We start from the raw sequence: 26,267 nt of genomic DNA on the forward strand, positions 1-26,267 counted from the left end.
GCGGGGGTGAAACCGTGTAGAAAAAAGTCGGCAAAGGGTTCATGTCGGCAGGGCTTTCCTGAAGGAGACGCCAAACCATGGCATAAATGACGGGTGCCGGACAACAAGAAGATGTCCGCCCCTGTCCTCACGCTGGCCGTGGCCCGAGCCCCTTGATGATCAGCCATAGGGCGAAGGCGAGTTCGGCAGCCAGCGGGATCGCATAGGCGAGCGCGAAATCGTCGGAATAGACCGGGGCGAGAACGCGCAGGGTGCTACCGGTCAGATAGACCAGCCCGGCGGCAATCAACCCGATACCGAACACTCTCGGCAGCCAGCCTGAGATGAACAGCAGGTAGCCGGTGATCAGGCAGTTGATGCCGAAGAAGAACAGGCCCATGTCGTAGCCCGCGCCATGCAATTCCAGCCAGAGCCGGGCGGGCGCACCTGGTCCCATGCCCTGGAGCCCGGCGCCTTCCAGAATCAGGACCGCCATGTGCTGACTGAGCAGGTTCGCCCCTAAAATGGCAGCCTGAACGAGACGGAACACCATGGCGGCCATCGCTGCCGCCGCATTCACCGGTTTCAGGAGTTGATAGAGGACCAGCGCCAGCGCCACATCGGCGAGCACCATGATCGTGTCGGCGGCAAGGCTCCAGCGCAGACTGCTTGCGACTTCGGCCGAACTGATACTCGGAATCCCGCCTGCCGCCATCAATGGCCCGCGCAGGAAAACCTCGCTGCCGATGCCGCAGGCAATGATCACCAGATAAAGCACACCGGCGAGGCGTCCACCCGAAACCGGTTCGCTGGAAGGTGAAAAATCGGGATTGGTCATTTGGACGTTTCGTACTGTCGTTCGAGGCCCCCCAGGGCACCGCCTGACGTATCAGGTACCACTGCCTGCCCGGAATTGCACTTTCCAATAGCTTCGTCGCCAGAACGTTCCGGACCTGTACGCACACGGCCGACCCGCTGCCCTGCCCAGACCGAACCGAGCACGATCGCCGCACCCAGCCACTGCACCAGGCTCAGGGTCTGGCCGAGAACGACCCAGCCGAGAATGACCGCGGTCATCGGGCTCATCATGGGCAGCATGGAAACCGCCGACGGTTCGATCCTGGCAACGCCGCGAAACCACAGGTAATAGGTCGCCGCCCCGCCGATCAGACTGAGATAGGCGATCCCGCCGAGATAATGCGGCTCCAGCGGCGGCAGGGATGGTTCGAACACCATCGCAACCGGGACCAGCAGCAGCCCGCCCGCGGTCAGCTGCCAGGCAGTGAAGGTGAGCGCCGACACCGGCGGTTGCCACTTGCGGGTGAGCACGGTCCCCGCGCCCATCGACGCGGATCCGCCAATGCCCGCCGCCACGCCGATCGGATCCAGCGCCGCCTCGGGGCCGAGCACCAGAAGCGCCACGCCGAAGACGCCGGAAAGCGCGGCAATAACGGACAGCAGGCGCACCGGCGTGCCCAACAGGCCGCGCGCAAGGGCGATCACGAACAGGGCCTGCATGGCCCCGAGCGTCGCCGCGACACCGCCCGGCAGCCGGTAGGCGGCAATGAACAGACAGCAGAAGAAGATGGAGAAGTTGAGCGCGCCGACCAGCATCACCTTGCCGAGCCAGTCGCGCCCCGGCAGTTTGCGCACGAATAGAAGCAGGAGCAGGCCCGCCGGCAGCGCGCGCGTTGCCGCCATGGTGATCGGATGATCCGGCGGCAGGAACTCGGTGGTGACCAGATAGGTGCTGCCCCAGACGGCCGGGGCAAGCGCGGTGACAATGACATCGAGGCCGCGGTTCATGGGTTTCATATCAGGACACTCACTTCAGGCCGAAAGACGAAGGGCCGCGCCGAGCTGGGCGCGCAGGTCCCCGATGGGACCGTTGACGAGACGGGTTCCGGTTTCACGCACGATGACGGTGGGAACCGAGATCACCTGCATACGCCGGGCGAGTTGGCGGTCAGCTTCGACCGCGCTCCGCGTACCGGGATCGAAGACCGCGCGCCGGATCCGGTCCCGGTCAAACCCCAGGTCCGCAGCGATATCGAGCAGACCGTCCATGTCGGCAACATTCCGCGCCTCCGTGATGTGGGCTTTCTGGATCGCATCGAACATGTTCCAGTGGGCCTCCTGCCCCGACAGTCGTTCCGCCGCCTTGCAGAAAAGCGCTGCGGGAAGCCCGTACGGATAGTCGAAGGAGGTTGCACGCATGCCCTCGATGTTGAACAGCTCCGGCGTGTCGCTCGCCGCCCGGCACGCGGCCCAGTGACCGAGGATCGTCTCCTTGGCCTGGCCCATGGAACCGAACGCCGCGATCATCTGCTCCGGGCTGTCCTGAAGCACGAAGGTGCGGTGGCGCACCTGGATATCGAACTCCGCGGCCAGCACCCGCAGGCGCGGTGAAATGTTGAAACACCAGCCGCAAACGACGTCATGGAAGAAATCGACAGTCAGCCCCATCACGCCACCTCCCGCATGATCAGGGTGTCCGGGTTTGCGGCCAGGCGCGCGGCGATTTCCGCCACATGGTGCCCCTGGAACCGGGCGCCGGCAAGATCCGTCTCCGAGGGCTGCAGCGAGCCATCGCCACCGGCCACCGTGCCGGCCCCATAAGGCGATCCGCCGACGATCTCGTCGATGCGCATCTGTCCCTGAAAGGTATAGGGCAGCCCTACGACCATCATGCCGAAGTGCAGCAGCGGCACATGGGTGGTCAGAACCGAGGCCTCGTGGCCGCCGTGCTGGGACCCGGACGAGGTGAACACCGATCCGACCTTGCCCACCAGCGCATTCTTTGCCCACAAGCCGCCGGCCATATCGAGGAACTGTTTCATCTGGGCGGCCATGGAGCCGAACCGGGTCGGCGTGCCGAAGATGATGGCGTCGTAGTCGGGCAGATCCGCCACCCGCGCCTCGGGCGTGTCGTCCACCACGTAGCCGGCGCTTTCGCGCACGGCCTGCGGCACGGTTTCCGGCACCCGGCGAATGTCGACGCTGACGCCCGGCACGGACCGTGCGCCTTCGGCCTCCGCCTCGGCCAGGGCGCGGATATGGCCGTAACTGGAATAATAAAGAACAAGAACGCGAGCCATTGTGAGCCCTCCGATATGTGCTGTTGCGATTGCACGGAGGATAGGAAGGAGGCGGATCGGCAGTAAGCAGTCGGGGCGAAAGTCACTCTTTACGTGGGTTGAAGAATGTCACCCGGAGCCGCGAAGGGCTTCGGACAGATGATCGACAAAGGCGAGCGTGCGGCTGTCGGCGCCATGGCGCGCCGCGATCACCGCGTAGACATGGCGCTCCGATTGCGACCAGTCGGGCAGAACCCGCACCAGTACCCCGCTTTTTTCCGCCGCTTCGGACAGAAACGATGGCAGCGATCCGATCCCGCGCCCGGCAATCAGCATGTCACGCAGAACGAGGCTGCTGCCGAGACGGAGCTTTGAGGTCAGCGCGTGTTCATGAGTGCCGCCCGGCCCGTTCAGCGCCCAGCTCGCCGGTGCGTCCGACATCAGAAAACTGACGGTCTCATGACCGGCAAGCGCCTCCGGCGTTCCGGGCGTTCCATGCGTTTCAAGATAGGCGGGTGAGGCAAACAGACCTTGTTGTACCGTGGCGATCTTTCGGGCACGCAGGCCGGAATCGGGAAGCTCGGCCCGAACACGGATCGACAGGTCGTATCCGCCTTCGACCATGTCCACCACCCGGTCGTCGAAGGCAAGCACCAGTTCGAGGTCGGGATACCGGTCCATGAAAGAGGGAAGCAGCGGAGACAGAACTTCCAGGCCGAAGGAATAGGGCGCGTTGATCCGGAGCGTTCCGCGCAAGGACCCGGCGCCGGAGCGCACCCGCTCCTCCGCCCGGTCGAAGGCATCGAGCAGCCCCCGCGCCTCCTCGTAATAGACCTCGCCGTGCTCGGTCAGGGACATGCTGCGGGTGGTCCGGTTCAACAGCGTGCAGCCGAGACTGTCCTCAAGCAGCTTGATGTCCCGGCTCAGGAGCCCTGCCGAAATCCCAAGGTCCTCGGCGGCCTTGGCGAAGCTGCCGCGCTCCACGATCCGGCAGAACGCCTTCATCACCGAAAGCCTGTCCATCGGTTACAGGGCTTCCCGGATTCGATAGACGCACCGGCGTCCGCCCGACAACAGATGCTCTTCGCGGGTCAGACTGATATCCGGCCCCAACAACTCCTGGAACAGCGCCATTTCCGAGCGGCAGAACCCCTGGCAGGCCGTGGCCGCCGCGCAAATGGAACAATGGCTTTCGATCAGGAGATAATCGCCATCTTCCTGCTCGACGCTGGCCATATAACCTTCGCGGCTGCGCAACTCCGCCAGGATCTCCAGCCGCTCGCCGAGGCCGGCGGCTGCCTTCAGTTCCTTCGAATAGGTCTTGCGCGCCGTTTCCTGGCGGTGGGCGATCAATCTGTCGATACCCTCCTGCCCGTAAAGCTCCTTCATGCCAGACAGAAGCCCCGAGACCAGTCCGGAATGATTGTCGGGAAACCGTCCGTGGCCTTTCGGCGATAGCGCCCAGACACGTTTCGGCCGGCCGACGCTGCCTTTGCGGTCCTCGAAGTCGACCAGGTCCTCGGCCAGCAGACCGTCCAGATGCTGGCGAATGGCGACAGGCGTAACGTCGAGGCGGCTCGACAGATCACCGGCCGTCTGTGGACCGGACGCTTTCAGCGCATTCAGAAGACGGGTTCTGGTACGATCGGACATGACATGTTTGTAACACGGCCCATCGCTTATAAGAAGATTTTGCTTTTCAAATGCGGCGCAAGGCCACGGCCGCTAGGGTACAGATCACTGCTGTCCGGTTTAACGGCGTATGGTTTGAGTTTCTGATTTATCCGCTTGTTTTCCTCTCCCCCCTTGAGGGGGAGATGTCTCCGTCAGGAGACAGAGGGGGGTATAAGCCTCTCGGAAAATTCGGCTTTTCAGAAAATGCGGCACCGTTTCACCCCCCTCTGTCGGCTCGCGCCGACATCTCCCCCTCAAGGGGGGAGACGGGAGTAGGCGGGACGGCTTTTCGTGTCCGCTTTAACTCGGAGTAGGAAAACCCGTGACATGTCAAACGCTTGGCGAAAGACTTCGTAAGTAAACTGGATAGCAGTGGGTGCGGGTAGGAAATGACCGGTGGAACGAAACGTCAGAAAGAGATGCGCAAGGCCCTGCGGGCGCTGCTCCCACGTGTGCCGATGGCGGATGCGGAGGCGATCCTCGGCCTTGCCCTTGCCAGTCATCTGCGCCACCTACCGCCGTCGATCGCGCTCTGGCAGGCGACCGCCAGCCATATCCGCCATACGCTCACCAGCTATGATGCACTCCTGGAGGAAGGCTATGACCGGGATGCGGCCCGGTTCTTCGTCATCGACGATATGAACAGGGTGCTGGAAGACTGGGGCTCTGCCCGGCGGATCACCGCTGAAGAGGACGGACAGGATCCGCCGGACTGAGGACTTTCGGACTGTTACCGGCAGGTTTCCAGGATCCAGAGGAAGGCCAGCGGCACCATGGTGAGGGCCGGAACGATGATGGCCGGATAGCCGATGAAATAGATCGCCAGCATCCAGGTCAGGAACAGGTTGCCGGCAAACCAGTATTTGGCCTCTTCGGCGCCATACATGGCATCGCGCAGAAACAGGTTGAAGATCGGCACCAGCAGAAGAAGACGAAGAACAAGCGCAGGCTTTTCAGCCGTTTGAGACGACATGAGCAACTCCGGTCGAGTGTAGGGAAAACCGCCGGCAGGAGGGCCGGCGTCCGCATTTCAGGGAAACTACGGATAGGGCTTTTACCTAGCGGCTCGACCTGCGCCCTTCACTGCGGCACATGGACCGCTCCCTGCGGCATCTGGCCTCGGGCGCCTTTTCCCGGCTTGCAATATCGGCTCCTGCGTATCTCAAGACGCAGCTATTTGAACAGGGAAAGAACCTTTTCAATCAGTCCCTTCCTGGGCGGCGGGACGATACCTCTGAAGCTGACGAAGTCGGCGGCTTCCAGAGCTTGTTCATGACGGAATTTCAGAGAGACAGCAGCTAGGTCTAATGGGATTTCGAAAATATGGTCGCAGCCGAATTCGTCATCACTTTCGTTTTCTTGTTCCTGGTTTTTGAAATGCTCTGTCCGGATGGCAGAATAGTCCGGAGGCAGAGTACCCGTCTCCGTCAGATTAAAAATGTCATCTCCATCGCCCGCGTGAGTGACCTTCCATTTCAGGTCGCCATTCGACCAGTATTGCGCCGACGCCCACATCACGCTTTCAACGACTTCGCAGGCAATCAAATCCACCTTCTGTGATGCGCTTTCAAGCAGAGCGATATTCTTTTCGACAAAACGCGCGTCTTCCAGCCACACAAGCGTCCAGTCGGACCCTTTCAGCATCCCGACCCAAGAGTCCATGGGCGGCCAATCACCGGGTTCTTCCGCTTCGATATCAAGGGACAGGTATTCCGCCGCTTTTTCCACCGGGCAACGGAGCCCGAGATAACAGATGCTAAAGCCCATGCTCCGCCCATGCCGTATTGTCGAAAATCACAACCCTGACTATCAGACGGCAACGCGTCACTTTCAAGCGCCGGGGTCGTAAATCCACTGTTCGGGGATATGCGCGGTCATGCCTTCTCCGGCCTTGATCACACCCGGCTTTTCAACAAAGCCGACCAGTCCGCGCAAGCGACGGGCCTTTTGCGGGAACAGAAGATCGAGCCCCCCGCGGCCTGGCACGTTTTCCGCGATTGCCCTGCCGGCCACCCGGCACGGTGCGTTGTCGCCGTCGACCCGGATCACCGCACCGCCTTCGAAGACAAGCCGTGTCCGCGGCGGGATGAGCGTCAGGCGGGGCAGGCCCTCGATGACGATATTGGCGCCGATCCATTCCGGCTTCAGGTCTTCGAGCTCCATAAGCTTGGCGATCTCGGCCAACTCCTCCACCGAGAGAATCGAAATCTGCCGCTCGTTGACCATTTCCGTGCCGCGCGGATACCACGGCTCACGGCCGCCGGACAGGCGTGTGAAGCCGCTGTGCCGGTCGCCGGGAATCCCCTCGAAGATGAGATCCAGTTCGTCGCAGGCAGTGGTCTGGAAATCCTCCACGCCTTCGGTCCGCAGTACCTGGGCCACCGTTCCGGCCAGCTTGCGCGCCCGCGTCAGCTTAAAGCTGTCCGGCAGGCCCGTCTCAGAATCGCTCATGGTCAATCGCCCTTCCCTTTTGTCCTGTCATAACGTGTCCGGGAACCTGTCTCCAATGAAACATGTTGATCCGACCATCGCTGCGGAAAATGGGTTTTAACGAAAAGTAAAATTCTGAATTGCACGCCATTATTTATGCAATCTGCACAATGTTTTTTCTTCGAGATCTATGCCAACGCATTGTAAAATTGTTGAAAGTCCAGAGCAAAAGGCATGCCTCATGACGATGAGCGAGGTGAACGAAAGCACCTTCGGCAGACTGATCAACATTTCTGCCCGCCAGCGCATGCTGTCGCAGCGCATCGGCTTTCTGTTCATGACCATCAGCACGGCGCTTCACAAAACCGAAGAGCCGCCGGAAAATCTTCTCGCCCTGTTACGAACCGCCGCCGATGATTTCGTCGAAGGCTACCGAATTCTACAACAGGGAAAGCCGGAGGACGGTCTGCCTCATTTGAACACGCTGCGGATCCGGAACATTCTTGGCCAAAGCGTGCCTCACGGTAAAGACGGATCAAGCGGGCGGGCGGTAATCGAGCGCTTCCTGGGCGAAGTGTCAAACGGCATCGAACACCTCTCCCAAGGCAAACCGATGAGCGACGACCAGGCCGACTGGTTTTCCAGGTTCATCCTGATCGACTTGCTGGCGGTCCTGCAGAGCATCGTCGCAGCCATCGAAACCGACTTCAGCGAGGAAATGGACCGCCGCCGCGAACTCCGTAATGCGGATGCCGCCCGGGTTATGCAGGCGCTTCAGGATATTCAGAAAGCCTCGAAGTTCTCGCGTATGATTGCGCTCAACGCCAAGATCTCCGCCGACCGGGCCGGACCGCACGGACGCGAGTTCGGCGCGCTTACCGACGAAATCAAGCAGATCGCCAACGACATCACCGACAGCTCGCAGGATATTCTGAAACACCTCTCCTATGTCTGAGGCAGGACCAGGGACGACTGCGCGGAAGACGCCCGTCAGGCGTCCTCGAACATGCCTGTCGGAAAACCGTCGATGCTGACCTGGTTGTTTTCGCGCTGGTAGGCTTCCATTTCCTCCGGCGTCTTGGCCGCGGCCCAGTTTTCGAGCGACGGACGCTCGCCCTGATAATCGTAAAGCGGCACGCCGTAGCCGCAGGAGGTCTGCACCAGGTCGAAATCCAGCCGGACGATCTGGCGCGCGCCCACGGGCTCCTCGCCGCCGAAGGCGCTTGCCAGCAGTTCCGCGTAGGCCTCCGTGCCGCTGCGCAGGATCTGGCCCCTGCCGTAAAGCCGCATGATCTGCGGCGGGCCATCGACGGCACAGAACATGACCGTCATCCGGTTGATCTGCCGCAGATGGGCCGCCGTCTCGTTGCCGCTGCCGGTCCGGTCCATGTAGACGACCGTGTTGGGCGACAGCACCTTCAGCGCCGTTGTCGGCCGGGGCGAGACATTGACGCGGCCCGTGGGCGCCGCGGTCGCGGTGAAGAAGATATGCTGGCGCTCGATAAAGGCGCGGTGCTGGTCGCTGAGTTCGGCAAACTGCTTGGCCATCTGAAATCTCCCGGTTTTGTACTAATGAGAGTGCCGCCACGAAAAGAGGCCGACAAGGCCGGATATCCGTAAAACCGTCTGCTTCCGACCAGACAACAAAAACGGCGGCCCGATGGACCGCCGTCGCGCAGTTGCCTGACAGGCCTGCAGCCTTATTCCTTGGGCTCCAGGAAGAACCTCTGGCCGTTCACCTCGATGTACTGCCGGCCGGTCTCGTCGACCTGAACCTGCGGCTGGCCAGCAGCGGGCTGGGCCTCCACCGGAGCCGAAACGCTCGCAGCCGTGGCGGCCGGTGCCGGCTGGATACCCGGCTGAACCGGCGCAGCCTGGGGTGCTTGCCCCGAACCCGGCTGCGGTGGCGACGCAAATCCGCCTGCCGGAGTTCCAGTTGCCGGAGCGTCCGACAGCGCCGGACCCGGCTGAGGCGGAGCGCCCTCCGGCGGGATGCCGCCGGCTGCGTCGCTGTCCTGCACGGGCTGCGGATAGGCGAGGCTGAACAGGATCTGGGTCTGTTCCGGTGTCAGTTTTCCATCCGGCACATCCGGAATGCCCCTCTGGAATTCCCGGATCGCCTGGCGCGTCCTGCGACCGGGCGCACCGTCGACCGGCCCGGCGTTATAGCCGAGCCTGTTCAGGGCATCCTGGATATCCATCCAGTAGGCGCGTTCCTCCGCGGATCGCCCGGGTGCAGGCGCGCGATAGGTATGATGTCTTTTCTTGGCCAGCTGATTGCCGACAATGGCGCCGGCGGCAAACCCGACGATCCCGCCGGCAATGACTCCGCCCGCATTGCCTGCCCGGACAGGCGTGGCAGTCAGGGCAAAGGAAGACAGAGCCACCCCGAGCGCGGTGACGATACTGATTGCCTTGATCATTCCGATTACCTTCCTTCCCTTTGAAACCGCCCTACGACACGCGATGCAAAAGAGATTAGCGCGCAAACCGCCAAATGGCTACGTGGCTATAGGTTGCGCCACATCAGGCTCTCACCAGCCCCCGACACAAAAACGGCGGGCCTTTCGACCCGCCGTTCATGAACTTCGCTTCTGCCCTGACGATCAGCGCGTCAGCGGCTTGTACTTGATCCGGCGCGGGTCGGCGAAATTAATTCTCAATCATTTTGTTCCTTAAGCCACGCTCGCCAGCGGATAATAATCTCATTTGGTTTCATGTTCTCATCTAGCCAATGATCTGGCCGAATGAGTCGGTCCGGCAAAAGTGTGCTAGCACTTCCTAAAGCGGAATTGATTTGATCCTGAGAAATACCTTCACTGGCGTGCAGATCAGCGGAAACCAATAACGATCCCCCAAAATCGGCTCCAATGGTTTCGGCCCCGCTCAGGTCTGCCCCGCTCAGATCCGCTTCACTCAAGTTTGCCTTGTACATGTTCGCTGCACTCAGGTTCGCTCGACTCAAATCCGCTTCACTCAGGTTAGCCTTGAATAATGATGCCCCGCTCAGGTTCGCCTCGAACAGATCCGCCCCTGCCAGATTTGTCATGTACATATTAGCATCGTTCAGATTTGCCCTGCTAAGGTCCGCATTACCCAAGTAAGCGGAACTAAGGTCCGCGTTGCACAAGTCCGCTTCGCTCAGGTTCGCGCTGGCCAGTTGCGCCTTGAATAGAAACGCCCCATTTAAGCTCGCGCCACTCAGATCAACGTTTCTTAGGTTAAGTATTTCCAAGATGCATTCAGTTCCGTCGGACACAGTAAAATCAAGCCAACCAAGACAAAGATAATGCGCTGTTGTCCGATCATTGGTTATCTGCAACGTCTCGATCAAACGCTGTGCCGACCGGGTATCAGGCCAGTCCAGCACCACACGAGCTTCTTTCAAAACCTCTTGTCTTTCATCCGCCCCTTCAACATCCATTAGCTCCCCAGACTGTAGGATTTCTCTCCCCTGTGCTGACGCTAATGCTGACAGAACAGCCATTAACGCTCCTGTCGCATTCCTCTGACGTGCTTCAGCCATACTCCAAGATGATATGTTGTCCAATTTGTGCGCAGGAAACCCGCTATCAAGTACCCAATTCATGTGTTTGATAAGCTGCGTTTTCAGAGTTTTGACATATCGTACATCTTCCAGCCGGCACTGATCCTTTAAAAATCCCTGAATTTCCGGTGTCACCGGCTGCACCCCAAACATTTCCAGCCATTCAAGGCAGAAATCTTTGGGACGCTTGAACTGGCTCGAGAGTTCCCGAGCGGCCCGCAGCAATGCGCACCCAGCTAAATATTCACCAAAACTCTTATGAACGAACTCAAATCCCTGGTCCGTATCTCCAACAGATCTAGTATAAAACTGAAGCGCAACGTTCTTGAGAGAGGCAAATTCCTCATCCTCGAAAAGCTCTTCTCGATCATAGGCATGTAGCCCGCGGTACTTTTCAAAATCAGCTTTAGAACCGGTACGCCCGCCACCCTGCCAAATAGCTAGACCGAGGCACTCCATCAAATGAAAAAACGCCTTTTTATTCAGTCTATGGCTTGAGGGGTGCCCAGTTGTATTACCTTTGTCCAACTGTCCTTTATCACGCTTGTGCACTCGGCGGAAAATCTCGCGATAAACCCTGTTGCGATTGTCTGCGGCCCTGTCCGCGTCCTTGTCTGCATACCCGGACAGGATCAGAAGATAAAACAGCAGCGGCTCGGCAGTTAGGTCATCTAGATTCTTGTTGACCAGTGCCATTGCCTCTGTCTCCTCAGGCTGGCCCGAAGCCGCTAACCAGCGTTTCCAGAAGACCTTGCGATCGTCGTTTTTCCGTATTTCTGCCGGGTCGTTGAAGTCTTCTTGATCAGGCTCTTCGCCTGTTTGTTGAGATCCAACTTCCAAAGTCTTTTGATCAAGTGGCTTTAGCGGCATGACGTGCAGAAGAGCGGATAACTTCATAGCATCCGCCTCGTCGAAAGCATCCTTAACTGCCACTGACCTCCCGAGGACAATGGCTGCGGCCTTAAGGCCACCGCGGTTCATCGCGCCGAGTAACTCCCGGACATTTCGGATGAATTTTTCCGAAACTCCTTTTGCAGCCTCTTCGCTACGCGATAACTCGTCAAGCCCATCGAAGACAAAGAGCACAGGCGGTGTACTTTCAACATCCGACATCTTGAATATGTCATCGCCAAGGCCTGCTCCCTTGTCCACCGACGCAAAATACGCGCGAACCCTGTCTTTGAAATCGTCCTTGAAAGACATGTGCTGCAATTCGGCATAGGCAACATTCCATCGGCCGGACATTGCAACATCATGTGCAAATACCCGTGAAAACACCGACTTGCCGCTGCCTGGCGGCCCGGCAACGATCCGGATCGTATTAGCTGGATCTGGAGCAATTCGCCTCACTGAAAGCCCTTCAAGCCAAGTGTCCAGAGTAGCGTCCAGCCAGCCGATATTTGCCACCCGGCGGGTTCTTTTTTCGTAGCCCTCGGAGCGTGTGTTGAAAGCGGCAGCATCGTTATCATACTCTGAAGGAATCTCCTGATGATGATTGCAGCGAAGCGGCGTATAAACGTCGCGCAATGTGATGCCCGTTTCTTCTTGCCCAAACAACGGCTGCTTGCTTAGACGACGGTCAATCCAGCTGTAGTGCCTCTGCCACGCTTGCCGCCGCGCAAAGCCCTCCGCTACTGGACCCGACATGACACTGTTGGCATAGTTGCGAAAGGATACGGATTTTTCTTCGACCCACACCTTCCAGGCCCCTTCGCGCAATCCGTTGTCGAGTTGCCGTTCTAAACAATCTCGATAAAAGTCCCGGTCCGGAGAGATCGCGATGATCATCTCCCAAAATTTCTCCCGCAAATCCTGATAGGGCTTAAAGCCAGTCGGCTCGTCCAGACAGGCGGCGTCATAGGCGACAGGTTTTTCCATCACCGGGCCGAACTGCTCTGCGACCTTCGCCAACCGGCCGCTTTCGTTTTTCAGGTCGGCGATCTTGTTGCGTCCGATCACATCCATCACCGCATAGGCCAACACCGCACGCCAAAACCCATGGGCTGCCTGCGCGCCGCTTTCCGTCTCGCGCCCCATCGCCCCCGCCGCGTCGATGAGATTGGAAATCGTACCGCCGCCGTTAAGGAAAGCGGCTTCGCCCGCCGCCTTTAAAAGGCTCATCACGGATTCTTTAACTTTCAAAGACGGTTTGGACGGATCGGTTTCGAGGCTCATGAGAATTTCCGGCGTAGCAAAAACTGAAAGACTTACCGACACATTAGCCCGCCCTGCAGTACAGTCAAAGATTGCAGGGCTAATTTTGAGCAACTGAAACAGAAGACAAACAAAAACGGCGGGCCTTTCGACCCGCCGTTTTGAACTGTTCGGTTCCGCTTGAACGATCAGCGCGTCAGCGGCTTGTACTTGATCCGGCGCGGATCAGCGGCATGGGCCCCCAACCGGCGGACCTTGTCCTTTTCGTAGTCCTCGAAGTTGCCCTCGAACCATTCCACGTGGCTGTCGCCTTCGAAGGCGAGCATGTGGGTGGCAAGACGGTCGAGGAACATACGATCGTGCGAGATGATCACGGCGCAGCCGGCGTAGTTTTCCAGCGCGTCTTCGAGTGCTGCAAGCGTTTCCGTGTCTAGGTCGTTGGTCGGCTCATCGAGCAGGAGCACGTTGGCGCCCTGCTTCAGCACCTTCGCCAGGTGCACCCGGTTGCGCTGACCACCGGACAGATCGCCCACCTTCGCCTGCTGGGCCGGGCCCTTGAAGTTGAAGGACGAGCAATAGGCGCGGGAGTTAATTTCCTTATCGTCGAGGTAGATCACCTCGGCGCCTTCGGAGATTTCCTCCCATACGGTCTTGGACGCGTCGAGCTTGTCGCGCGACTGGTCGACGTAGCCCAGGTGCACGGTGTCGCCGACAATGACTTCACCGCTATCCGGCTTTTCCTGGCCGGTGAGCATCTTGAACAGGGTCGACTTGCCGGCACCGTTCGGGCCGATCACGCCGACGATGCCGCCGCGCGGCAGCTTGAAGGAGAGGTCGTCGATCAGGAGCCGGTCCTCAAAGCCCTTGGAAACGTTCTTGACCTCGATAACGTTCGCGCCGAGACGCTCGCCCACCGGGATCAGGATCTGCTCGATGGTCGGCAGACGTTCTTCCTGAGCAGAAAGCAGGTCCTCATAGGCCTTGATACGCGCCTTGGACTTGGTCTGGCGGCCCTTCGGCGACATGCCCATCCATTCGCGCTCGCGGTCGATCGCCCGGTTGCGGGCCATGTCCTCGCGGCCCTCCTGGATCATGCGCTTGGTCTTCTTCTCCAGATAGACCGAGTAGTTGCCCTCGTAAGGAATACCGTGACCGCGGTCGAGTTCCAGGATCCAGCCGGTGACGTTGTCGAGGAAGTAGCGGTCGTGGGTGATGATCAGCACGGAGCCCTTGAACTCGCGCAGGTGCCGTTCCAGCCAGTGGACGGTTTCCGCGTCCAGGTGGTTGGTCGGCTCATCGAGCAGCAGCAGGTCCGGCTCCGACAGTAGCAGCTGGCACAGGGCCACGCGACGGCGTTCACCGCCGGACAGGTTCGTCACCTCGGAATCTTCCGGCGGGCAGCGCAGGGCTTCCATCGCCATGTCGACCTTGCTTTCCAGGTTCCACAGGTCTTCCGCGTCGATGATGTCCTGCAGCTTCGCGCCTTCGTCGGCCGTTTCGTCCGAGTAGTTCATCATCAGTTCGTTATAGCGGTCGACGATCGCCTGCTTGTGGGCCACGCCCTCCATGCAGTTCTCGCGAACCGTCTTGTCCGGATCGAGCTGCGGCTCCTGCGGCAGATAACCGACGCGCGCACCTTCTGCGGCCCAGGCCTCGCCGGTATACTCCTTGTCGAGCCCGGCCATGATTTTCAGAAGCGTCGACTTACCGGCCCCGTTCGGACCCAGGATGCCGATCTTGGCGTCCGGGTAGAAGGAGAGGTTGATGTTGTCGAGGACTTTCTTGTTGTTATAGGCCTTGGAGAGGCCATGCATGTGATAGATGAACTGGCGCGCCATGGGGCTCCGCATCTCCGCAGTTTGGAATTGTCGGGATTCTTCGCATGAAATCTGGGCGCCCTTTTACGCGATCAGGCGAAAAGGGGCAATGCGTTTGGGGCGTATTTGGGGATTTGGTTAGGAAGGCGCAAGCGGAGGGTACGATTTATTCCCTTCGCACTTCCCCTCCCTCCGTCATGCCATAACGCCTCCTCCCGGAACCGCTTTGCCAGAAAGCAACGGAACGGCATGGATGCCCGGATCAAGTCCGGGCAGGACGGCGGAGATTAGATGTGAACCTATACTTTATGCACGTACGATCCCGGCTTTGCTTATAAATGCCGAGTCTGAGCGAAAAACTGGAAAGTGACTACTGCTTCACACCTAAAGAGAGCACCCCTAGGTGGCAATACTTACGCAAACAATCTTCAAACTGCGGCAATTGAGTTACAGCCAGACACAAGCCTGCTTGTTATAATTCCCCCAACGTCATCCAGACACAGTCACGCGTAATTTTCGGAGGTCGATATGAACACGTCCTATGCAAGAAAAGTTGGCATTGGCATTGCCGCGGCCCTGATGGCCGGCACGGCCCTTGTTTCCGGCGCAGCCCAGGCCGCGGATTATGGCACTCCCGCTGGCAGCGGATTTACATGGTCCGGGCTTTACTTCGGTATCAACGGCGGCATCGGCTGGGCGACCAGCCGGCACACGGACACCACCGGCGCAACCACCGGCGACTTTGACCAGAGCGGAGGACTGATCGGCGGTACCGTCGGCTATAACTGGCAGATGAACAACATCGTTCTCGGTATCGAAGGCGATTGGGGCTTTGCCGGCATCGACGGCTCGACCACCACATCCTGCGCCGTCGGCTGTAAAACAGACCTTACCTCGTTCGGCACGTTGCGCCCGCGCATCGGCTACGCCTTTGACCGGTTCATGCCTTATGTCACCGGTGGTCTCGCCTGGGGCCTGATCGATGCCGGTCAGCCGGGCTTTTATAATTCGAGCTGGGAAGCCGGCTGGACCGTCGGCGCCGGCGTCGAGGCAGCTTTGACGCAGAATCTGTCGGCCAAGCTCGAATATCTCTACACCGAACTCGATGACGGCGGCTACAGGGTCGCTATTCCGGTCAACGCCAGCGAAAAGGAAATGAGCATCCTGCGCCTTGGCGTCAACTATCGCTTCAGCGGCAATCCGTTCGGCAACTAAGCCCGACCGAGTCATACGAGAGAACAAAACCCCCGACCGCGTTCCGGCGGTCGGGTAAAATCTGAAGCCCTCCTCCCGGCTCTGGATGCCGTCGGGCAGGGCCGCATAATCCCGCTCCCCCTTCCAGATACTCTGCAAGTCTGAAGGAGTCCTGCGCGCTCCAGCCGTTCGTGCAGGTGGACCGCAACACGGCGAATCCCGGCCCCTCCCCTACAAGGTTACATCTCTCGCCTGCCACTTGCGCCCATTAATATAACTAGTTATATAACTTCCTATCTAATTGGAGCGCTCCATGACAGAAGATATCGTGCGCCAGCTCGGCTACATGACCCTCGGCACCCGCTTGAAGCGGATCGGCGAGCGACTGCAGGCGCAGACACAGACGTTGATTTCGGAACAGGACAGCCCCGAGGCGGGCTCGGTCAACTCGCCGGTTCTGGCTGCGCTGTCCCGCAACGGCCCCTTGAGCATCGGAGACCTGACGCAGGCCATCGGCCAGAGCCAGCCGGGCATTACCCGCATGGTCGGCAAGCTGAAGGCGCGCGGTCTTGCGAAGATCGTGCCCGATCCGGTCGATCGCCGTGTCTCCAAGGTCTCGCTGACGCCCGCCGGTGAGGATCTTGTCCGACGTCTGGAGGAAGGCGCCTGGCAAACGGTCGAAGCCGCCGTCACCGATGCCTGCGAGGGCCTGTCCGGTTCTCTACTGGAGCAATTGGGTCAGCTGGAAGACCGGCTTGCTGCCCGCCCGCTGCCCCGGCATGTCCGCGTGCGGGTCAAGGCGCGCTAGCCGCCCTGTTATGTAACGGAGTATCTCACGTGGAAAATGCTCTCGACACCGCCGTCTGGACCGCGCTCACGACACGCCACAGTCGCTTTGCCATCGGCGCGGGCCAGGCCCGGCGCTTCGACCCGAACGTCGCCCCCTTTGCCGCCGCGTTTGACGCAAGTCCGCAAAGCCTGTCGGATCTCGGCGATCTGCTTGAGGACGGCGAGACCGATGTCTACCTGCTTCAACGGGCGGACATCGCCCTGCCGGACACCCTGACGGCACCGATGACCGCTCCCGGCGTGCAGATGATCAAACGGCGCGCCGGCGCGGTTCTGCCAACCATGGAAGGGATCATCCGCCTGACGGAAGCCGACATCCCGGAGATGCGCGCGCTAGTCGACCTGACCAAACCCGGGCCTTTCCGTGCGCGGACCTTCGAACTCGGTGAATTCTGGGGCATCCGCATCGACGGTCGGCTGGCGGCCATGGCCGGGGAACGGCTGAAGCTGCCAGGCTTTACCGAGGTTAGCGGCGTCTGCAGCCATCCGGATTTCCGGGGCAAGGGCCTTGCCGCCGCGCTGTCCGATTTCGTCGCGAGCCGCATCGAAGCGCGTGGCGAGATCCCGTTCCTGCACGCCTATGCCAACAACGCCGCCGCGATCCGGCTTTATGAAAAGCTCGGGTTTGAACTGCGTTGCGAGGTTAATGTCGCAGTTCTGGAGAAATCTGCCGCCTGACGTACACAGATACAGGCTCAGCGCTTGTCCTTGAGATAACGTTCGAAGGCGGCAAGGGTCGTCTCGGACACATAATGCTCGATGCCTTCCGCATCCATTTCGGCTGCTTCTTCCGGCACGCCGACGGCAATCAGCAATTCGACCACTAGCCGGTGACGGGCACGCACCCGGTCGGCCATTTCCGCCCCTTCCTCGGTCAGGAAGACACCGCGGTAGGGCCGCGATACGGCCAGCCCCTCCCTCTTGAGACGGGCGACGGCCTTGGTCGCGGTCGGATGGGTCACCCCGAGACAGCGGGCGATATCGGTGATGCGCGCCTCACCGTGCTCCTGCAACAGATCGGCGATCAGCTCGGTATAATCCTCAAGAAGCGCAGAGGCACGGGCGGAGCGAGCTTGGTTGAACCGGTCCGCGGCTTCGGCTTCCACAAGCTCGGCCCTATCTTCCTCAGGCGGCTTCCCGCTGTGCTTCCCGGCCAATGGTCCGAAACTCCCGTTCCCGCATAATTTCGTACATCACGACTCATATTGCAGCCTTGGCTACATTTTGCAATCGGCAGGTTCATTTTCCTACTATTGTTTGCAATTTCGTTTTTAATTTGTCTATTGACAGAAATGTAGCCTTGGCTTCATTTGTTGGAAATCGAGAGTTGGATGCACTCCCCATGACGCTTATGCCGGACAAGATATCCATGAGCGAACGCACCACGGCCGCGATCGGGGAAACCCTCGCCGGCCGGCGGCACGGTATGCGCTCCGCGCTCTTGTTCGCAGGACCTGCCATCATCGCTTCGATCGCCTATCTGGATCCGGGAAACTACGCCACCAACATCCAGGCCGGCGCAGGCTACGGCTACACCCTTTTGTGGGTGGTGCTGATGGCCAACCTGATCGCCATGCTGTTTCAGGCGCTGTCCGCCAAGCTCGGGATCGTCACCGGCCGCAATCTCGCGGAAATGTGCCGCGAACAGTTCCCCACTCCCGTCGTGTGGGCCATGTGGGCGGTCAGCGAAGTGGCGGCGATGGCGACCGATCTCGCCGAATTCCTTGGCGGCGCGATCGGACTGGCGCTCCTGTTCGACATGCCGCTAATGGCCGGCATGATCGTCACAGCAATCGTTACCTACGGTATCCTGATGTTCGAAGGCCGCGGGTACCGGCCCATGGAACTGATCATCGGCGCGCTGGTCGCCGTGATCGGGCTCTGCTACGTGATCGAAATCTTCATTGCCCCGATCGCCTGGGGCGAGGCCGCCTACCACATGGTCCTGCCGAATATCCCCGATGCGGCAGCACTCACCATTTCCGTCGGCATCATCGGCGCCACGGTCATGCCTCATGCGGTCTATCTGCATTCCGGCCTGACCCAGAACCGGGCGCCCGCGCGCGACCGGAGCGAACGCCGCAAGCTGGTGAAGTTCTCCAACATAGAGGTCGTTCTGGCGCTTGCCGTCGCTGGCATGGTCAACATGGCCATGGTGATGATGGCCGCCAGCGCCTTCCACGCCGGTCATAGCGAAGTCGCGGAAATCGAAACCGCCTATCACCTGCTGACGCCGCTCCTCGGCGGCGCGGCGGCCGCAGTCTTTCTGGTTTCGCTGATCGTTTCCGGCGTTTCCAGTTCGGTGGTCGGCACCATGGCCGGCCAGATGATCATGCAGGGCTTCGTCCGCTTTTATATCCCGATCTGGCTACGCCGCCTGATCACCATGGCGCCCGCGTTCGCGGTCGTTGCCCTCGGCGTCAATGCAACGGACGCGCTGGTTCTCAGCCAGGTCATCCTCAGCATCGCCCTGCCGGTGCCGATGATCGCCCTCGTTCTGTTCACCCGGAACCGCAGGATCATGGGCGAGTTCGCCAACCGCCGGATCACGGATATCCTGGCGATCGCCGGCTCGATCATCGTGCTATCCCTGAACTGCGTCCTGCTGCTCCAGACCTTCGGCGTGGAAATCCCCGGATTGCCGGCATGACTCCCAGTATGACTGCTAGCGTGACGGCCGGTTGCCTCACCGGTCCTTGAAGCCGTACCAGAGATAGGCGCCCTGCAGATAGGCCTGGCGGAACTTCGGGAAGGGGAACCTGTCGAAGGGCTGCGAAACGGCTGCGGGCAGATCGGCCTGCTTGATCTTGCCCAGCGCGAGGTCGGCGATCTTTTCCCCCGACAGGGAGGCCATGGCGATGCCACTGCCGTGCCAGGCCATGGCGGCAAAGACGCCCTCCATGTCGGGCACCGGACCAACATAGGGCGTCAGGTTTTTCGTCAGGCAGACGTGGCCGTACCAGGAATACTCCGTTTCCACATGGCGCCATTCGGGGAACATGCGATCGAAATCCGCCCGGCCCCGGCGCTGCATGGCGCTGAGCGCCTGCTCCGTTTCAAAGATTCCGCCACGGGTCCCGAACAGGAACCGCCGGTCCGGCAGCAGCCGGAAATAATGCAACAGCGTGCGCGTATCGGCGGCCATCAGATCCGAAGTCCAGCCCTGGGCGGCAAGCTCGTCTTCGGTGAGCGGCCGGGTTACCACGACGCTCGACATCGCCGGCAGCGTCCTGCCGAAAAGCCAGCGCGGCACGTTTTCATCCGCATAGCCGTTGCCGGCGAGGATCACCTTCCGGGCAATCACCGATCCATCCGGCAGAGAGAGAAACCACCGGTTCGCGTCCCGCTCGATGGCTTCCACCGGGGAACGTGAAAAGATCCGCCCGCCCTTCTCCCGTACCTTGGCCGCGAGACCCTGCACGTATTTCATCGGGTTGAGGGCAAACCCGAACGGCACATGTAGACCGCCATGAAATTCGGGACCGGCGATGCCCCGTTCGGCCAGTTCACCTTTGGAATAGAGTTTCGGCTGATAGCCGAAATACTTTTTCAGAAAGGCCGCTTCCTCTTCGAAGGCCTTGAATTCCGACGGCCTGTGAGCCAGCATCATCTCGCCCTTGGAGTGCCGGTCGACGTCCAGTTTCCAGGCATCCAGCCGCTTGGCGACCTTATCCATGGCTTCGATCTGGTAGAGAACGAATTTCCGGGCTTCCGCGAGGCCGTAGCGTTTGATCAGATCGCCTTCGGAAAGCTTGGTGCCGCCGAAGCAGCAGAAACCGCCGTTGCGCCCCGACGCCCCCCAGCCGACCCGTTTGGCATCGAGCACGCAGACCGACGCGCCTGCTTCCGCCAGTCTGAGTGCGGCACTCAGCCCGGCATATCCGGCACCGATCACCGCCACATCGAACTGGGCACTGCCCATCAGCGACGGATCTTCGAAGATCTCCCCGACCGAAGCTTCCCAATAACTGCCGATATCGAGCGAACCGCCGTTTTTCCCTGGCATCATCGCGCCCTTAAAAACCCAGCCGGTCGCGGAGCGAGAACCAGGTCATGGCGAGGACCAGGAGAGGGAAGCGCAGCCGGTCACCGCCCGGGAACGCCGGCACGTTCAGCTTTTCGAACACGTCGAACCGGGTCGCCGTTCCGTCGATCGCCTCGGCGATCACCTTGCCCGCAAGCGTTGCGGTCGCGACCCCGTGTCCAGAATAGCCGGTCGCGGTCACCACATTCGGGGCGAGATGGGCGAAATACGGCATGCGTTTCGGTGTGATCGCCAGCGTGCCGCCCCAGCCGTAGTCGATACGCGCATCCGCAAGCTGCGGATAGATCTCCAGCATCGGCCTTCGGACGAATGCCTTGATGTCTTCGGGAAACCGGTAACCGTAGTTCTCGCCGCCGCCGAACAGAAGCCTGCGGTCTGCGGACAGCCGGAAATAGTTGATGACGAACTTGCTGTCGGCCACCGCTACATTGTCCCGGATCAGGGCCTTCGCCTCGTCTTCGGAAAACGGTTCGGTCGCGATGACAAAATTGTTGATCGGCATCACATGGGCGGCCGTCTTGCGGTCGAGCCGGCCGAGATAGCCGTTGCAGCCGAGCACCAGATGTTTCGCCTGGACCGTCCCGTATTGCGATTTGACCGTAACCGTATCGCCGCCTTCGTAGGAAAGAACCGTGGTCTCCTCGAAGATCCGGGCCCCCTTTGCCTCGGCCGCGCCTGCGATACCGAGCGCGAAGTTGAGCGGATGCAAATGACCCGCCCCCATATCCAGCGACCCGCCGTGATAGGCCGGGCTGCCGACCATGGCCGACATCTCGTCCCCATCGACGAAGCGGATCTTGTCATAGCCATAGGTCAGCCGCAGATGCTCGACATACTCCATGCTTTCGGCAACGAACGACTTGCGGTGATCCGCGTGAAGAACGCCGGGCGTGTAGTCACAGGCAATGTCATGCGTCGCGATCAGGTCCGTAACGGCTTTCTTGGAGTCCTCCGCCAGGTCCCACAGCAGTTTGGCATGCGACCGGCCGTGCCGCCGTTCCAGGACCGTCTGGTCCATGCGCTGCCCGGAGCCGACCTGCCCGCCATTGCGGCCCGACGCGCCCCATCCGACCCGGTGGGCCTCCAGCAGAACCACGTCATAGCCGCGCTCCGCCAGATAGAGCGCGGAGGACAGGCCCGTATAACCGCCGCCGACAATGCACACGTCGCACCGAACGTCGCCTTCCAGCGCCGGATAGTGCGTCTGCCGGTTGGCCGTCGCCGCGTAATAGGAGGGAGCATGAACGCCTTTGGTGTCATTGGCGGTCAGAAGATCAAGCGAACTCAGCATGTGGGCACTCAAACACTCAACAGGACATTATGGAGGGCGATAGGGCTACCGGCACATGTCCTTGGCAAGCCCCACATTCCATTGCTTTTCGCGGCATTGCAAGGCCACTCCGCAACGCCATAAAGACGCAGCGGCATATCGCATCCCAGCGGGGAAAAGGAAAGGCCGCGCCTGACCAAAGCCGCTTTTTCAACTGCTCCTCAGATCGGACAGCCATCCGAGCCCGTCTTCGATTGCACCACGCGGACGATACTCGGCGCCGATCGCTCCGCGGTATCCAAGATCGTCCAGCAATCTGACGATGTGACGGTAGTTGACCTCACCCTGATCCGGTTCGCCCCGATCCGGAACCGCGGCGATCTGCACATGACCGATCAACGGCAGAAAGGTCTCCAGACGATGGCTCAGATCGCCCTCGATCATCTGTACGTGATAACAATCGAACATCAACCTGATTGAAGGGAGTCCGAGGTCCTGAATGATCTGCGCTGCCTGCTCCGTGCTGCGCAGGAAATATCCGGGAATGTCACGTTGGTTGATCGGTTCGATCAGGAGCTGAAGACCGTCCTTTTCAGCCAGATCGGCCGCGTAGGTCAGGTTTTCCAGAAAACAGCCGTTCGCCGCCTTGCCTTCGGCCTGTCCGGCCATGACGTGGATAAAGGAGGCACGGATGAAACGCGCATAGGAAACCGCCTCGCGGATCGCCTCTTGCGCTTCCGCCTCGCGGCCTGGAACGGCGCAAAGGCCGAAGTCCTTCTTTGCCGGATCGCCGGGGCGCGTGTTCAGCGAAAGCATTGGGAGGCCTGTCTCCGACAGCGCCCGATACACCTCGTCCGGGGCCGCATCATAGGGCCAGTGACATTCCACCGCGTCGAAGGCGGCTTTTTTCGCCTGACGGATCGCGTCCGGCAGCGAAAGTTCCTTCCAAAGAAACCCGAGATTGGCTGAAAACCGTGCCATGACGCTTCCTGTTTGTTTGAGTGATGTTTCACTTAATACAGGGATCACGAAATACGTAAAAGACCGCCCGCGTTCCATCGACCACCGCCAATGCGAAGGTTGCAGCCAATCTCAAAAATCACCTAACGTAAAGAACCCAAACGAGTGCTAATTATCGGAAATTTCGAGACAATCTCGCGAAAAATGCAGGGTTGAACTTGACAGATAATGCCATTTTAAATTTAACGTTTAAGCAAATTTTGCAACCGTAAGAATAGGTAATTTGGCAGGGGCTTATGCTTCGAATTCTATTGGCAATCGCTTTCACATTCGCATCGCTGACCATCGCAATGGCGACGGAGCATATTACCGTGAAGGCAAATCGGACATCCGCGATCAGCAGCTTCGTCCACTACAACAAAGACTTATGCAGCGGCGGGGCGATCCCACAGCTGAGGCCGGGAACAAAGCCCAAGCATGGCAAACTTACCTTCAAGGTAGTCGTAACGAAGTTGGGCCCGGGTCCTTGCGTGGGCACACGCGTAAAAGCCGCAGCTGCATATTACACCCCCGACAGGGGCTTCAAAGGCAAAGACTATTTCTCGGTCGGCTACACCCATGACTTATACGAAGGCGCCGCACGCATAGGGTCTACTTTTTACTCGTTCAACGTTACTGTAAAATAGACGAAAAAGAACAATAAAATCAAAATATTATAGACAAAAAGAACTCTGAAAGCGTAATCCGCGGCAAGAACAAAAAACCCTCGAAATCCAACAGGCCTTTCACAAACTGAACATTGCCCGGCAATTGGCAAAGTTCAACGTCACGGCCACGAAATGAGCAGAACTAATGTTGAAATACCTCCTCGCATTCGCAATCGCCTTTACGTCATTGACAACGGTCGCGGCCGCAGAACACATCACGATCCGCGCGAACAAAACAGCGGGCCTGGGAAGCTATGTCGCCTATAACGGCGACATTTGCAGCGGCCAGGGCTCTCCGCACATGTACGTCGGCAGGAAGCCGAAGCATGGCAAACTCACATTCAAACCGGTCAGGACGAAATTCAGTCAGGGCCGCTGCAAAGGCGTGCCAGTCAGGGCAACAGCCGTCTTTTATACGCCCAATCGAGGCTTCAAGGGCGAAGACAGCTTTTCGTTCTACTACACGCACGACATGTATGAGGGGGCCGCAGGCAGAGGTTCGACCTCCTATTCCTTTCGTGCGACCATTAAATAATCAGCCGTAGCGCAGGAATGCGGGGCGAAGGGGTACGCAGCCCCTTCCCCCTTTTCAATCCCGAGCTTCACGACACCGGAAACCGAAGGAAAGAGCACATGTTCAGAACCATTCTGGCGTTCGCGCTGACGATTGCATTCCTTTCAAGCGCCTTGGCGGATCAGCTCTCAAGAACCGTCCCCGCCAACCGAAAGTCCCAAGTCTACTCACATGCGCTTTATCAGAAACAGACCTGCATTTCGGGAGCCATCCCGAACATGAAAGCCGGCCGGCAGCCGAAACACGGCAAGGTCACCTTCCAGAGGTCGAGCTTCAAGCTCAGCAAGAAAGCCGGAGGCTGCGCGGGAAAGTTGATCAAGGGCATGGGCATCTTTTATACCCCGGACAGGAATTTCAGGGGCAAGGACACGTTCACCGTAAACTACTCCTATGAAACATACCCGGGCAGCAGCAGGCGGAACTTCGTTTCGACCACTTACAACATTACCGTGAAATGACCCGGCTTTTCGGGCGGGTCAAGACCGGCCAGGTTAGCCCCTAATAAAATACAAGCTTTGGATCCGCAGAAACCCAAACGATGGCTTTTTGAGCTCCGATCGAAAAACTTTCTTTGGAATTGCCGCAGATCAAATCCACAAGGCTCAAATTACCGTTCAATCTCGACAAACATCGCGGATATCTAAACTATATAAGAATGGATGGACCCGATCGTATTGAAGGAGAGGACGGACAAATGAAGAATACTGACAAGAACTACTATAAAATCGGACTTACCGCCGCCTTGGCGCTGGGACTATCCGTTTCGCTGACAGCATGTGAAAGTGTTTCGAAGAAGCCGGGGGCCCCGTCGACTCCTACCGTCAATCCGACGGCTCCGGCGTCAACAACGACCGGAAACCAGAACCGTGCTGGAAATCAGAACCAGAACCAAACCCAGACGGAAAGCCAGAACACCGGGTCCACCGGCGGCAGCGGAAGCGGCGGCTCTGGCGGGTCCGGCGGCAGCGGCGGTTCCGGTGGCAGCGGCGGTTCTGGCGGCAGCGGCGGTTCTGGCGGTGGCAGCAGCTACTAAGGCTGAAGCTGCTTTATCGAGCGAGGGATCAGGTCTCGCCTACTTCCAGATCGGTTCCGTATGACTTACGGTCAGGCAACTGCCCCGTATCCCGACGGAAGGCCACACACCCGAACACTAGAGCCGGCTGGATCCAGCCGGCTTTTTAACGTCATGGCATTCTGCCCTCCGCCGCCTGGGGCAGCAGGAACGGGGTTTCCCCTCCAGGCAAAGCACCGATCCGCAGCGGAAAATCGAAGGCTTCCGAAATCAGGTCGTCGCGATAGACCTCCTCGACCATGCCATCGGCAAGAAGGCGGCCGGTCTTCATGACCAGCACCTGATCGGAGTACATGGCCGTCAGGTTCAGGTCGTGCAGGACACACAGCACACCTCCGCCCCGGTCGGCGAAATCCCGCGCTACATCCATGATCAACACCTGATGGCGGATATCGAGGCTGGAGATCGGCTCGTCCAGGATCAGCCAGCGCGGCTCGTCGCCAACCTTCGGCTGCCAGACCTGGCACAGGACTCGGGCAAGCTGGACTCTTTGCTGCTCACCACCGGAAAGCGACTGATAGGCCCGACCCTCGAAGCCGGCCATATCCACCCGGTCCAGGGCCTCACCGATCCGGGCCTGTACAGCGGCAAGATCCAACGGCGCATTCTGCAGACCGAGGCGGACGACTTCCTGTACCGTCAGCGGAAAGGACAGCTGTGTGTGCTGGGGCAAGACCGCACGCACCTCGGCGAGCTCCCGGGGCACATAGCGGCCGAGCGGCCGCGCATTCAGGAAAACATCACCGTCATACCCGGTTTCGCCGGTGATCGCCTTCAGCAAGGTCGACTTGCCCGACCCGTTCGGCCCGACGATGGTGCAGACCTTGCCCGGGCGAGCCTCGAACGTAACATCAGACACAATGGTCTTTCCCGACAGCCTGACCGCCAGACCGCTCACACTGAGATTGGTTTCCATGG

The 26,267-nt window shown here is 59.7% G+C and carries 27 protein-coding genes; 9 read left to right on the forward strand and 18 right to left on the reverse strand.

The window, feature by feature from the left end:
* Positions 1-127: 127 nt before the first annotated feature.
* From ABIN98_RS16905 to ABIN98_RS16930, 6 genes are all read right to left on the reverse strand, one after another.
* A complete protein-coding gene (locus tag ABIN98_RS16905) occupies positions 128-817 on the reverse strand; it encodes a DUF4386 domain-containing protein (protein ID WP_346911753.1) in 690 nt (229 codons plus the stop codon).
* Positions 814-1,794 (reverse strand): EamA family transporter, encoded by a 981-nt coding sequence (locus ABIN98_RS16910; RefSeq protein ID WP_346911754.1) that lies wholly within the window; start codon positions 1,792-1,794, stop codon positions 814-816. The genes ABIN98_RS16905 and ABIN98_RS16910 overlap by 4 nt, the downstream gene beginning before the upstream one ends.
* 15 nt (positions 1,795-1,809) lie before the next feature.
* Positions 1,810-2,445, reverse strand: coding sequence for a DsbA family protein (locus tag ABIN98_RS16915; protein ID WP_346911755.1), 636 nt, complete (start codon positions 2,443-2,445; stop codon positions 1,810-1,812).
* Positions 2,445-3,077, reverse strand: a complete 633-nt coding sequence (wrbA, locus tag ABIN98_RS16920) for an NAD(P)H:quinone oxidoreductase (RefSeq protein ID WP_346911756.1) — start codon at positions 3,075-3,077, stop codon at positions 2,445-2,447. The genes ABIN98_RS16915 and wrbA overlap by 1 nt, the downstream gene beginning before the upstream one ends.
* Before the next feature lie 108 nt (positions 3,078-3,185).
* Positions 3,186-4,079: a LysR family transcriptional regulator gene (locus tag ABIN98_RS16925; protein WP_346911757.1), complete on the reverse strand. Its 894-nt coding sequence runs from the start codon at positions 4,077-4,079 to the stop codon at positions 3,186-3,188.
* Between the two features lie 3 nt (positions 4,080-4,082).
* Complete coding sequence (locus tag ABIN98_RS16930) at positions 4,083-4,709, reverse strand: metalloregulator ArsR/SmtB family transcription factor (protein WP_346911758.1); 627 nt, start codon at positions 4,707-4,709, stop codon at positions 4,083-4,085.
* A gap of 410 nt (positions 4,710-5,119) precedes the next feature.
* On the opposite strand from ABIN98_RS16930, the gene ABIN98_RS16935 reads away from it, so the two are divergent.
* Positions 5,120-5,446 carry a DUF2293 domain-containing protein gene (locus ABIN98_RS16935; RefSeq protein ID WP_346911759.1) on the forward strand — a complete coding sequence of 109 codons (327 nt, stop codon included), beginning with the start codon at positions 5,120-5,122 and terminating at the stop codon, positions 5,444-5,446.
* 14 nt (positions 5,447-5,460) lie between these two features.
* Here ABIN98_RS16935 and ABIN98_RS16940 read toward each other — a convergent pair whose 3' ends face one another.
* The 3 genes from ABIN98_RS16940 to ABIN98_RS16950 all read right to left on the reverse strand — a co-directional run bounded on the left by ABIN98_RS16940 (position 5,461) and on the right by ABIN98_RS16950 (position 7,181).
* Entirely contained in the window at positions 5,461-5,703 is a 243-nt protein-coding gene (locus ABIN98_RS16940) for a hypothetical protein (RefSeq protein WP_346911760.1), read from the reverse strand.
* Positions 5,704-5,903: 200 nt separating this feature from the next.
* Complete coding sequence (locus tag ABIN98_RS16945; protein ID WP_346911761.1) at positions 5,904-6,497, reverse strand: hypothetical protein; 594 nt, start codon at positions 6,495-6,497, stop codon at positions 5,904-5,906.
* A gap of 63 nt (positions 6,498-6,560) precedes the next feature.
* A complete protein-coding gene (locus ABIN98_RS16950) occupies positions 6,561-7,181 on the reverse strand; it encodes an MOSC domain-containing protein (RefSeq protein ID WP_346911762.1) in 621 nt (206 codons plus the stop codon).
* 220 nt (positions 7,182-7,401) lie between these two features.
* Between ABIN98_RS16950 and ABIN98_RS16955 the strand changes: the two genes are divergently transcribed.
* On the forward strand, positions 7,402-8,115 hold the full coding sequence (locus ABIN98_RS16955) for a type IV pili methyl-accepting chemotaxis transducer N-terminal domain-containing protein (RefSeq protein ID WP_346911763.1): 714 nt from the start codon (positions 7,402-7,404) through the stop codon (positions 8,113-8,115).
* A 35-nt stretch (positions 8,116-8,150) separates the two neighbouring features.
* On the opposite strand, the gene ABIN98_RS16960 is transcribed toward ABIN98_RS16955, so the two are convergent.
* The 4 genes from ABIN98_RS16960 to ettA all read right to left on the reverse strand — a co-directional run bounded on the left by ABIN98_RS16960 (position 8,151) and on the right by ettA (position 14,699).
* Positions 8,151-8,708, reverse strand: coding sequence for a pyridoxamine 5'-phosphate oxidase family protein (locus ABIN98_RS16960; protein ID WP_346911764.1), 558 nt, complete (start codon positions 8,706-8,708; stop codon positions 8,151-8,153).
* A gap of 152 nt (positions 8,709-8,860) precedes the next feature.
* Positions 8,861-9,583 (reverse strand): peptidoglycan-binding protein, encoded by a 723-nt coding sequence (locus ABIN98_RS16965; protein ID WP_346911765.1) that lies wholly within the window; start codon positions 9,581-9,583, stop codon positions 8,861-8,863.
* Positions 9,584-9,819: 236 nt separating this feature from the next.
* Complete coding sequence (locus ABIN98_RS16970) at positions 9,820-12,882, reverse strand: pentapeptide repeat-containing protein (RefSeq protein ID WP_346911766.1); 3,063 nt, start codon at positions 12,880-12,882, stop codon at positions 9,820-9,822.
* 167 nt (positions 12,883-13,049) lie between these two features.
* Positions 13,050-14,699 carry an energy-dependent translational throttle protein EttA gene (ettA, locus tag ABIN98_RS16975; protein ID WP_346911767.1) on the reverse strand — a complete coding sequence of 550 codons (1,650 nt, stop codon included), beginning with the start codon at positions 14,697-14,699 and terminating at the stop codon, positions 13,050-13,052.
* A gap of 507 nt (positions 14,700-15,206) precedes the next feature.
* Between ettA and ABIN98_RS16980 the strand changes: the two genes are divergently transcribed.
* The 3 genes from ABIN98_RS16980 to ABIN98_RS16990 all read left to right on the forward strand — a co-directional run bounded on the left by ABIN98_RS16980 (position 15,207) and on the right by ABIN98_RS16990 (position 17,399).
* Positions 15,207-15,893, forward strand: a complete 687-nt coding sequence (locus ABIN98_RS16980; protein WP_346911768.1) for an outer membrane protein — start codon at positions 15,207-15,209, stop codon at positions 15,891-15,893.
* A 292-nt stretch (positions 15,894-16,185) separates the two neighbouring features.
* Positions 16,186-16,680, forward strand: a complete 495-nt coding sequence (locus tag ABIN98_RS16985; RefSeq protein WP_346911769.1) for a MarR family transcriptional regulator — start codon at positions 16,186-16,188, stop codon at positions 16,678-16,680.
* A 29-nt stretch (positions 16,681-16,709) separates the two neighbouring features.
* Entirely contained in the window at positions 16,710-17,399 is a 690-nt protein-coding gene (locus tag ABIN98_RS16990) for a GNAT family N-acetyltransferase (protein ID WP_346911770.1), read from the forward strand.
* Between the two features lie 17 nt (positions 17,400-17,416).
* Here the strand turns inward: ABIN98_RS16990 and mntR are convergent, their stop codons facing one another.
* Positions 17,417-17,878 (reverse strand): manganese-binding transcriptional regulator MntR, encoded by a 462-nt coding sequence (gene mntR / locus ABIN98_RS16995; protein WP_346911771.1) that lies wholly within the window; start codon positions 17,876-17,878, stop codon positions 17,417-17,419.
* A 185-nt stretch (positions 17,879-18,063) separates the two neighbouring features.
* Between mntR and ABIN98_RS17000 the strand changes: the two genes are divergently transcribed.
* Positions 18,064-19,371: an Nramp family divalent metal transporter gene (locus ABIN98_RS17000; RefSeq protein WP_346911772.1), complete on the forward strand. Its 1,308-nt coding sequence runs from the start codon at positions 18,064-18,066 to the stop codon at positions 19,369-19,371.
* Between the two features lie 36 nt (positions 19,372-19,407).
* Here the strand turns inward: ABIN98_RS17000 and ABIN98_RS17005 are convergent, their stop codons facing one another.
* From ABIN98_RS17005 to ABIN98_RS17015, 3 genes are all read right to left on the reverse strand, one after another.
* A complete protein-coding gene (locus ABIN98_RS17005) occupies positions 19,408-20,727 on the reverse strand; it encodes an NAD(P)/FAD-dependent oxidoreductase (protein ID WP_394701536.1) in 1,320 nt (439 codons plus the stop codon).
* 10 nt (positions 20,728-20,737) lie between these two features.
* Complete coding sequence (locus tag ABIN98_RS17010) at positions 20,738-22,057, reverse strand: FAD-binding oxidoreductase (RefSeq protein WP_346911774.1); 1,320 nt, start codon at positions 22,055-22,057, stop codon at positions 20,738-20,740.
* Positions 22,058-22,246: 189 nt separating this feature from the next.
* Positions 22,247-23,017: a TIM barrel protein gene (locus ABIN98_RS17015; RefSeq protein ID WP_346911775.1), complete on the reverse strand. Its 771-nt coding sequence runs from the start codon at positions 23,015-23,017 to the stop codon at positions 22,247-22,249.
* Between the two features lie 831 nt (positions 23,018-23,848).
* On the opposite strand from ABIN98_RS17015, the gene ABIN98_RS17020 reads away from it, so the two are divergent.
* The 3 genes from ABIN98_RS17020 to ABIN98_RS17030 all read left to right on the forward strand — a co-directional run bounded on the left by ABIN98_RS17020 (position 23,849) and on the right by ABIN98_RS17030 (position 25,310).
* Positions 23,849-24,238 (forward strand): hypothetical protein, encoded by a 390-nt coding sequence (locus ABIN98_RS17020; RefSeq protein ID WP_346911776.1) that lies wholly within the window; start codon positions 23,849-23,851, stop codon positions 24,236-24,238.
* Positions 24,239-24,336: 98 nt separating this feature from the next.
* On the forward strand, positions 24,337-24,735 hold the full coding sequence (locus tag ABIN98_RS17025; RefSeq protein ID WP_346911777.1) for a hypothetical protein: 399 nt from the start codon (positions 24,337-24,339) through the stop codon (positions 24,733-24,735).
* 113 nt (positions 24,736-24,848) lie between these two features.
* The gene (locus ABIN98_RS17030; protein WP_346911778.1) at positions 24,849-25,310 is read left to right on the forward strand and encodes a hypothetical protein; all 462 of its coding nucleotides are present in this window, start codon (positions 24,849-24,851) and stop codon (positions 25,308-25,310) included.
* A 151-nt stretch (positions 25,311-25,461) separates the two neighbouring features.
* Here the strand turns inward: ABIN98_RS17030 and ABIN98_RS17035 are convergent, their stop codons facing one another.
* Positions 25,462-26,265, reverse strand: a complete 804-nt coding sequence (locus ABIN98_RS17035; protein WP_346911779.1) for a heme ABC transporter ATP-binding protein — start codon at positions 26,263-26,265, stop codon at positions 25,462-25,464.
* Between the last annotated feature and the right edge of the window lie 2 nt (positions 26,266-26,267).

The sequence above is a fragment of the uncultured Roseibium sp. genome, from assembly GCF_963675095.2.
Lineage (GTDB): Bacteria > Pseudomonadota > Alphaproteobacteria > Rhizobiales > Stappiaceae > Roseibium.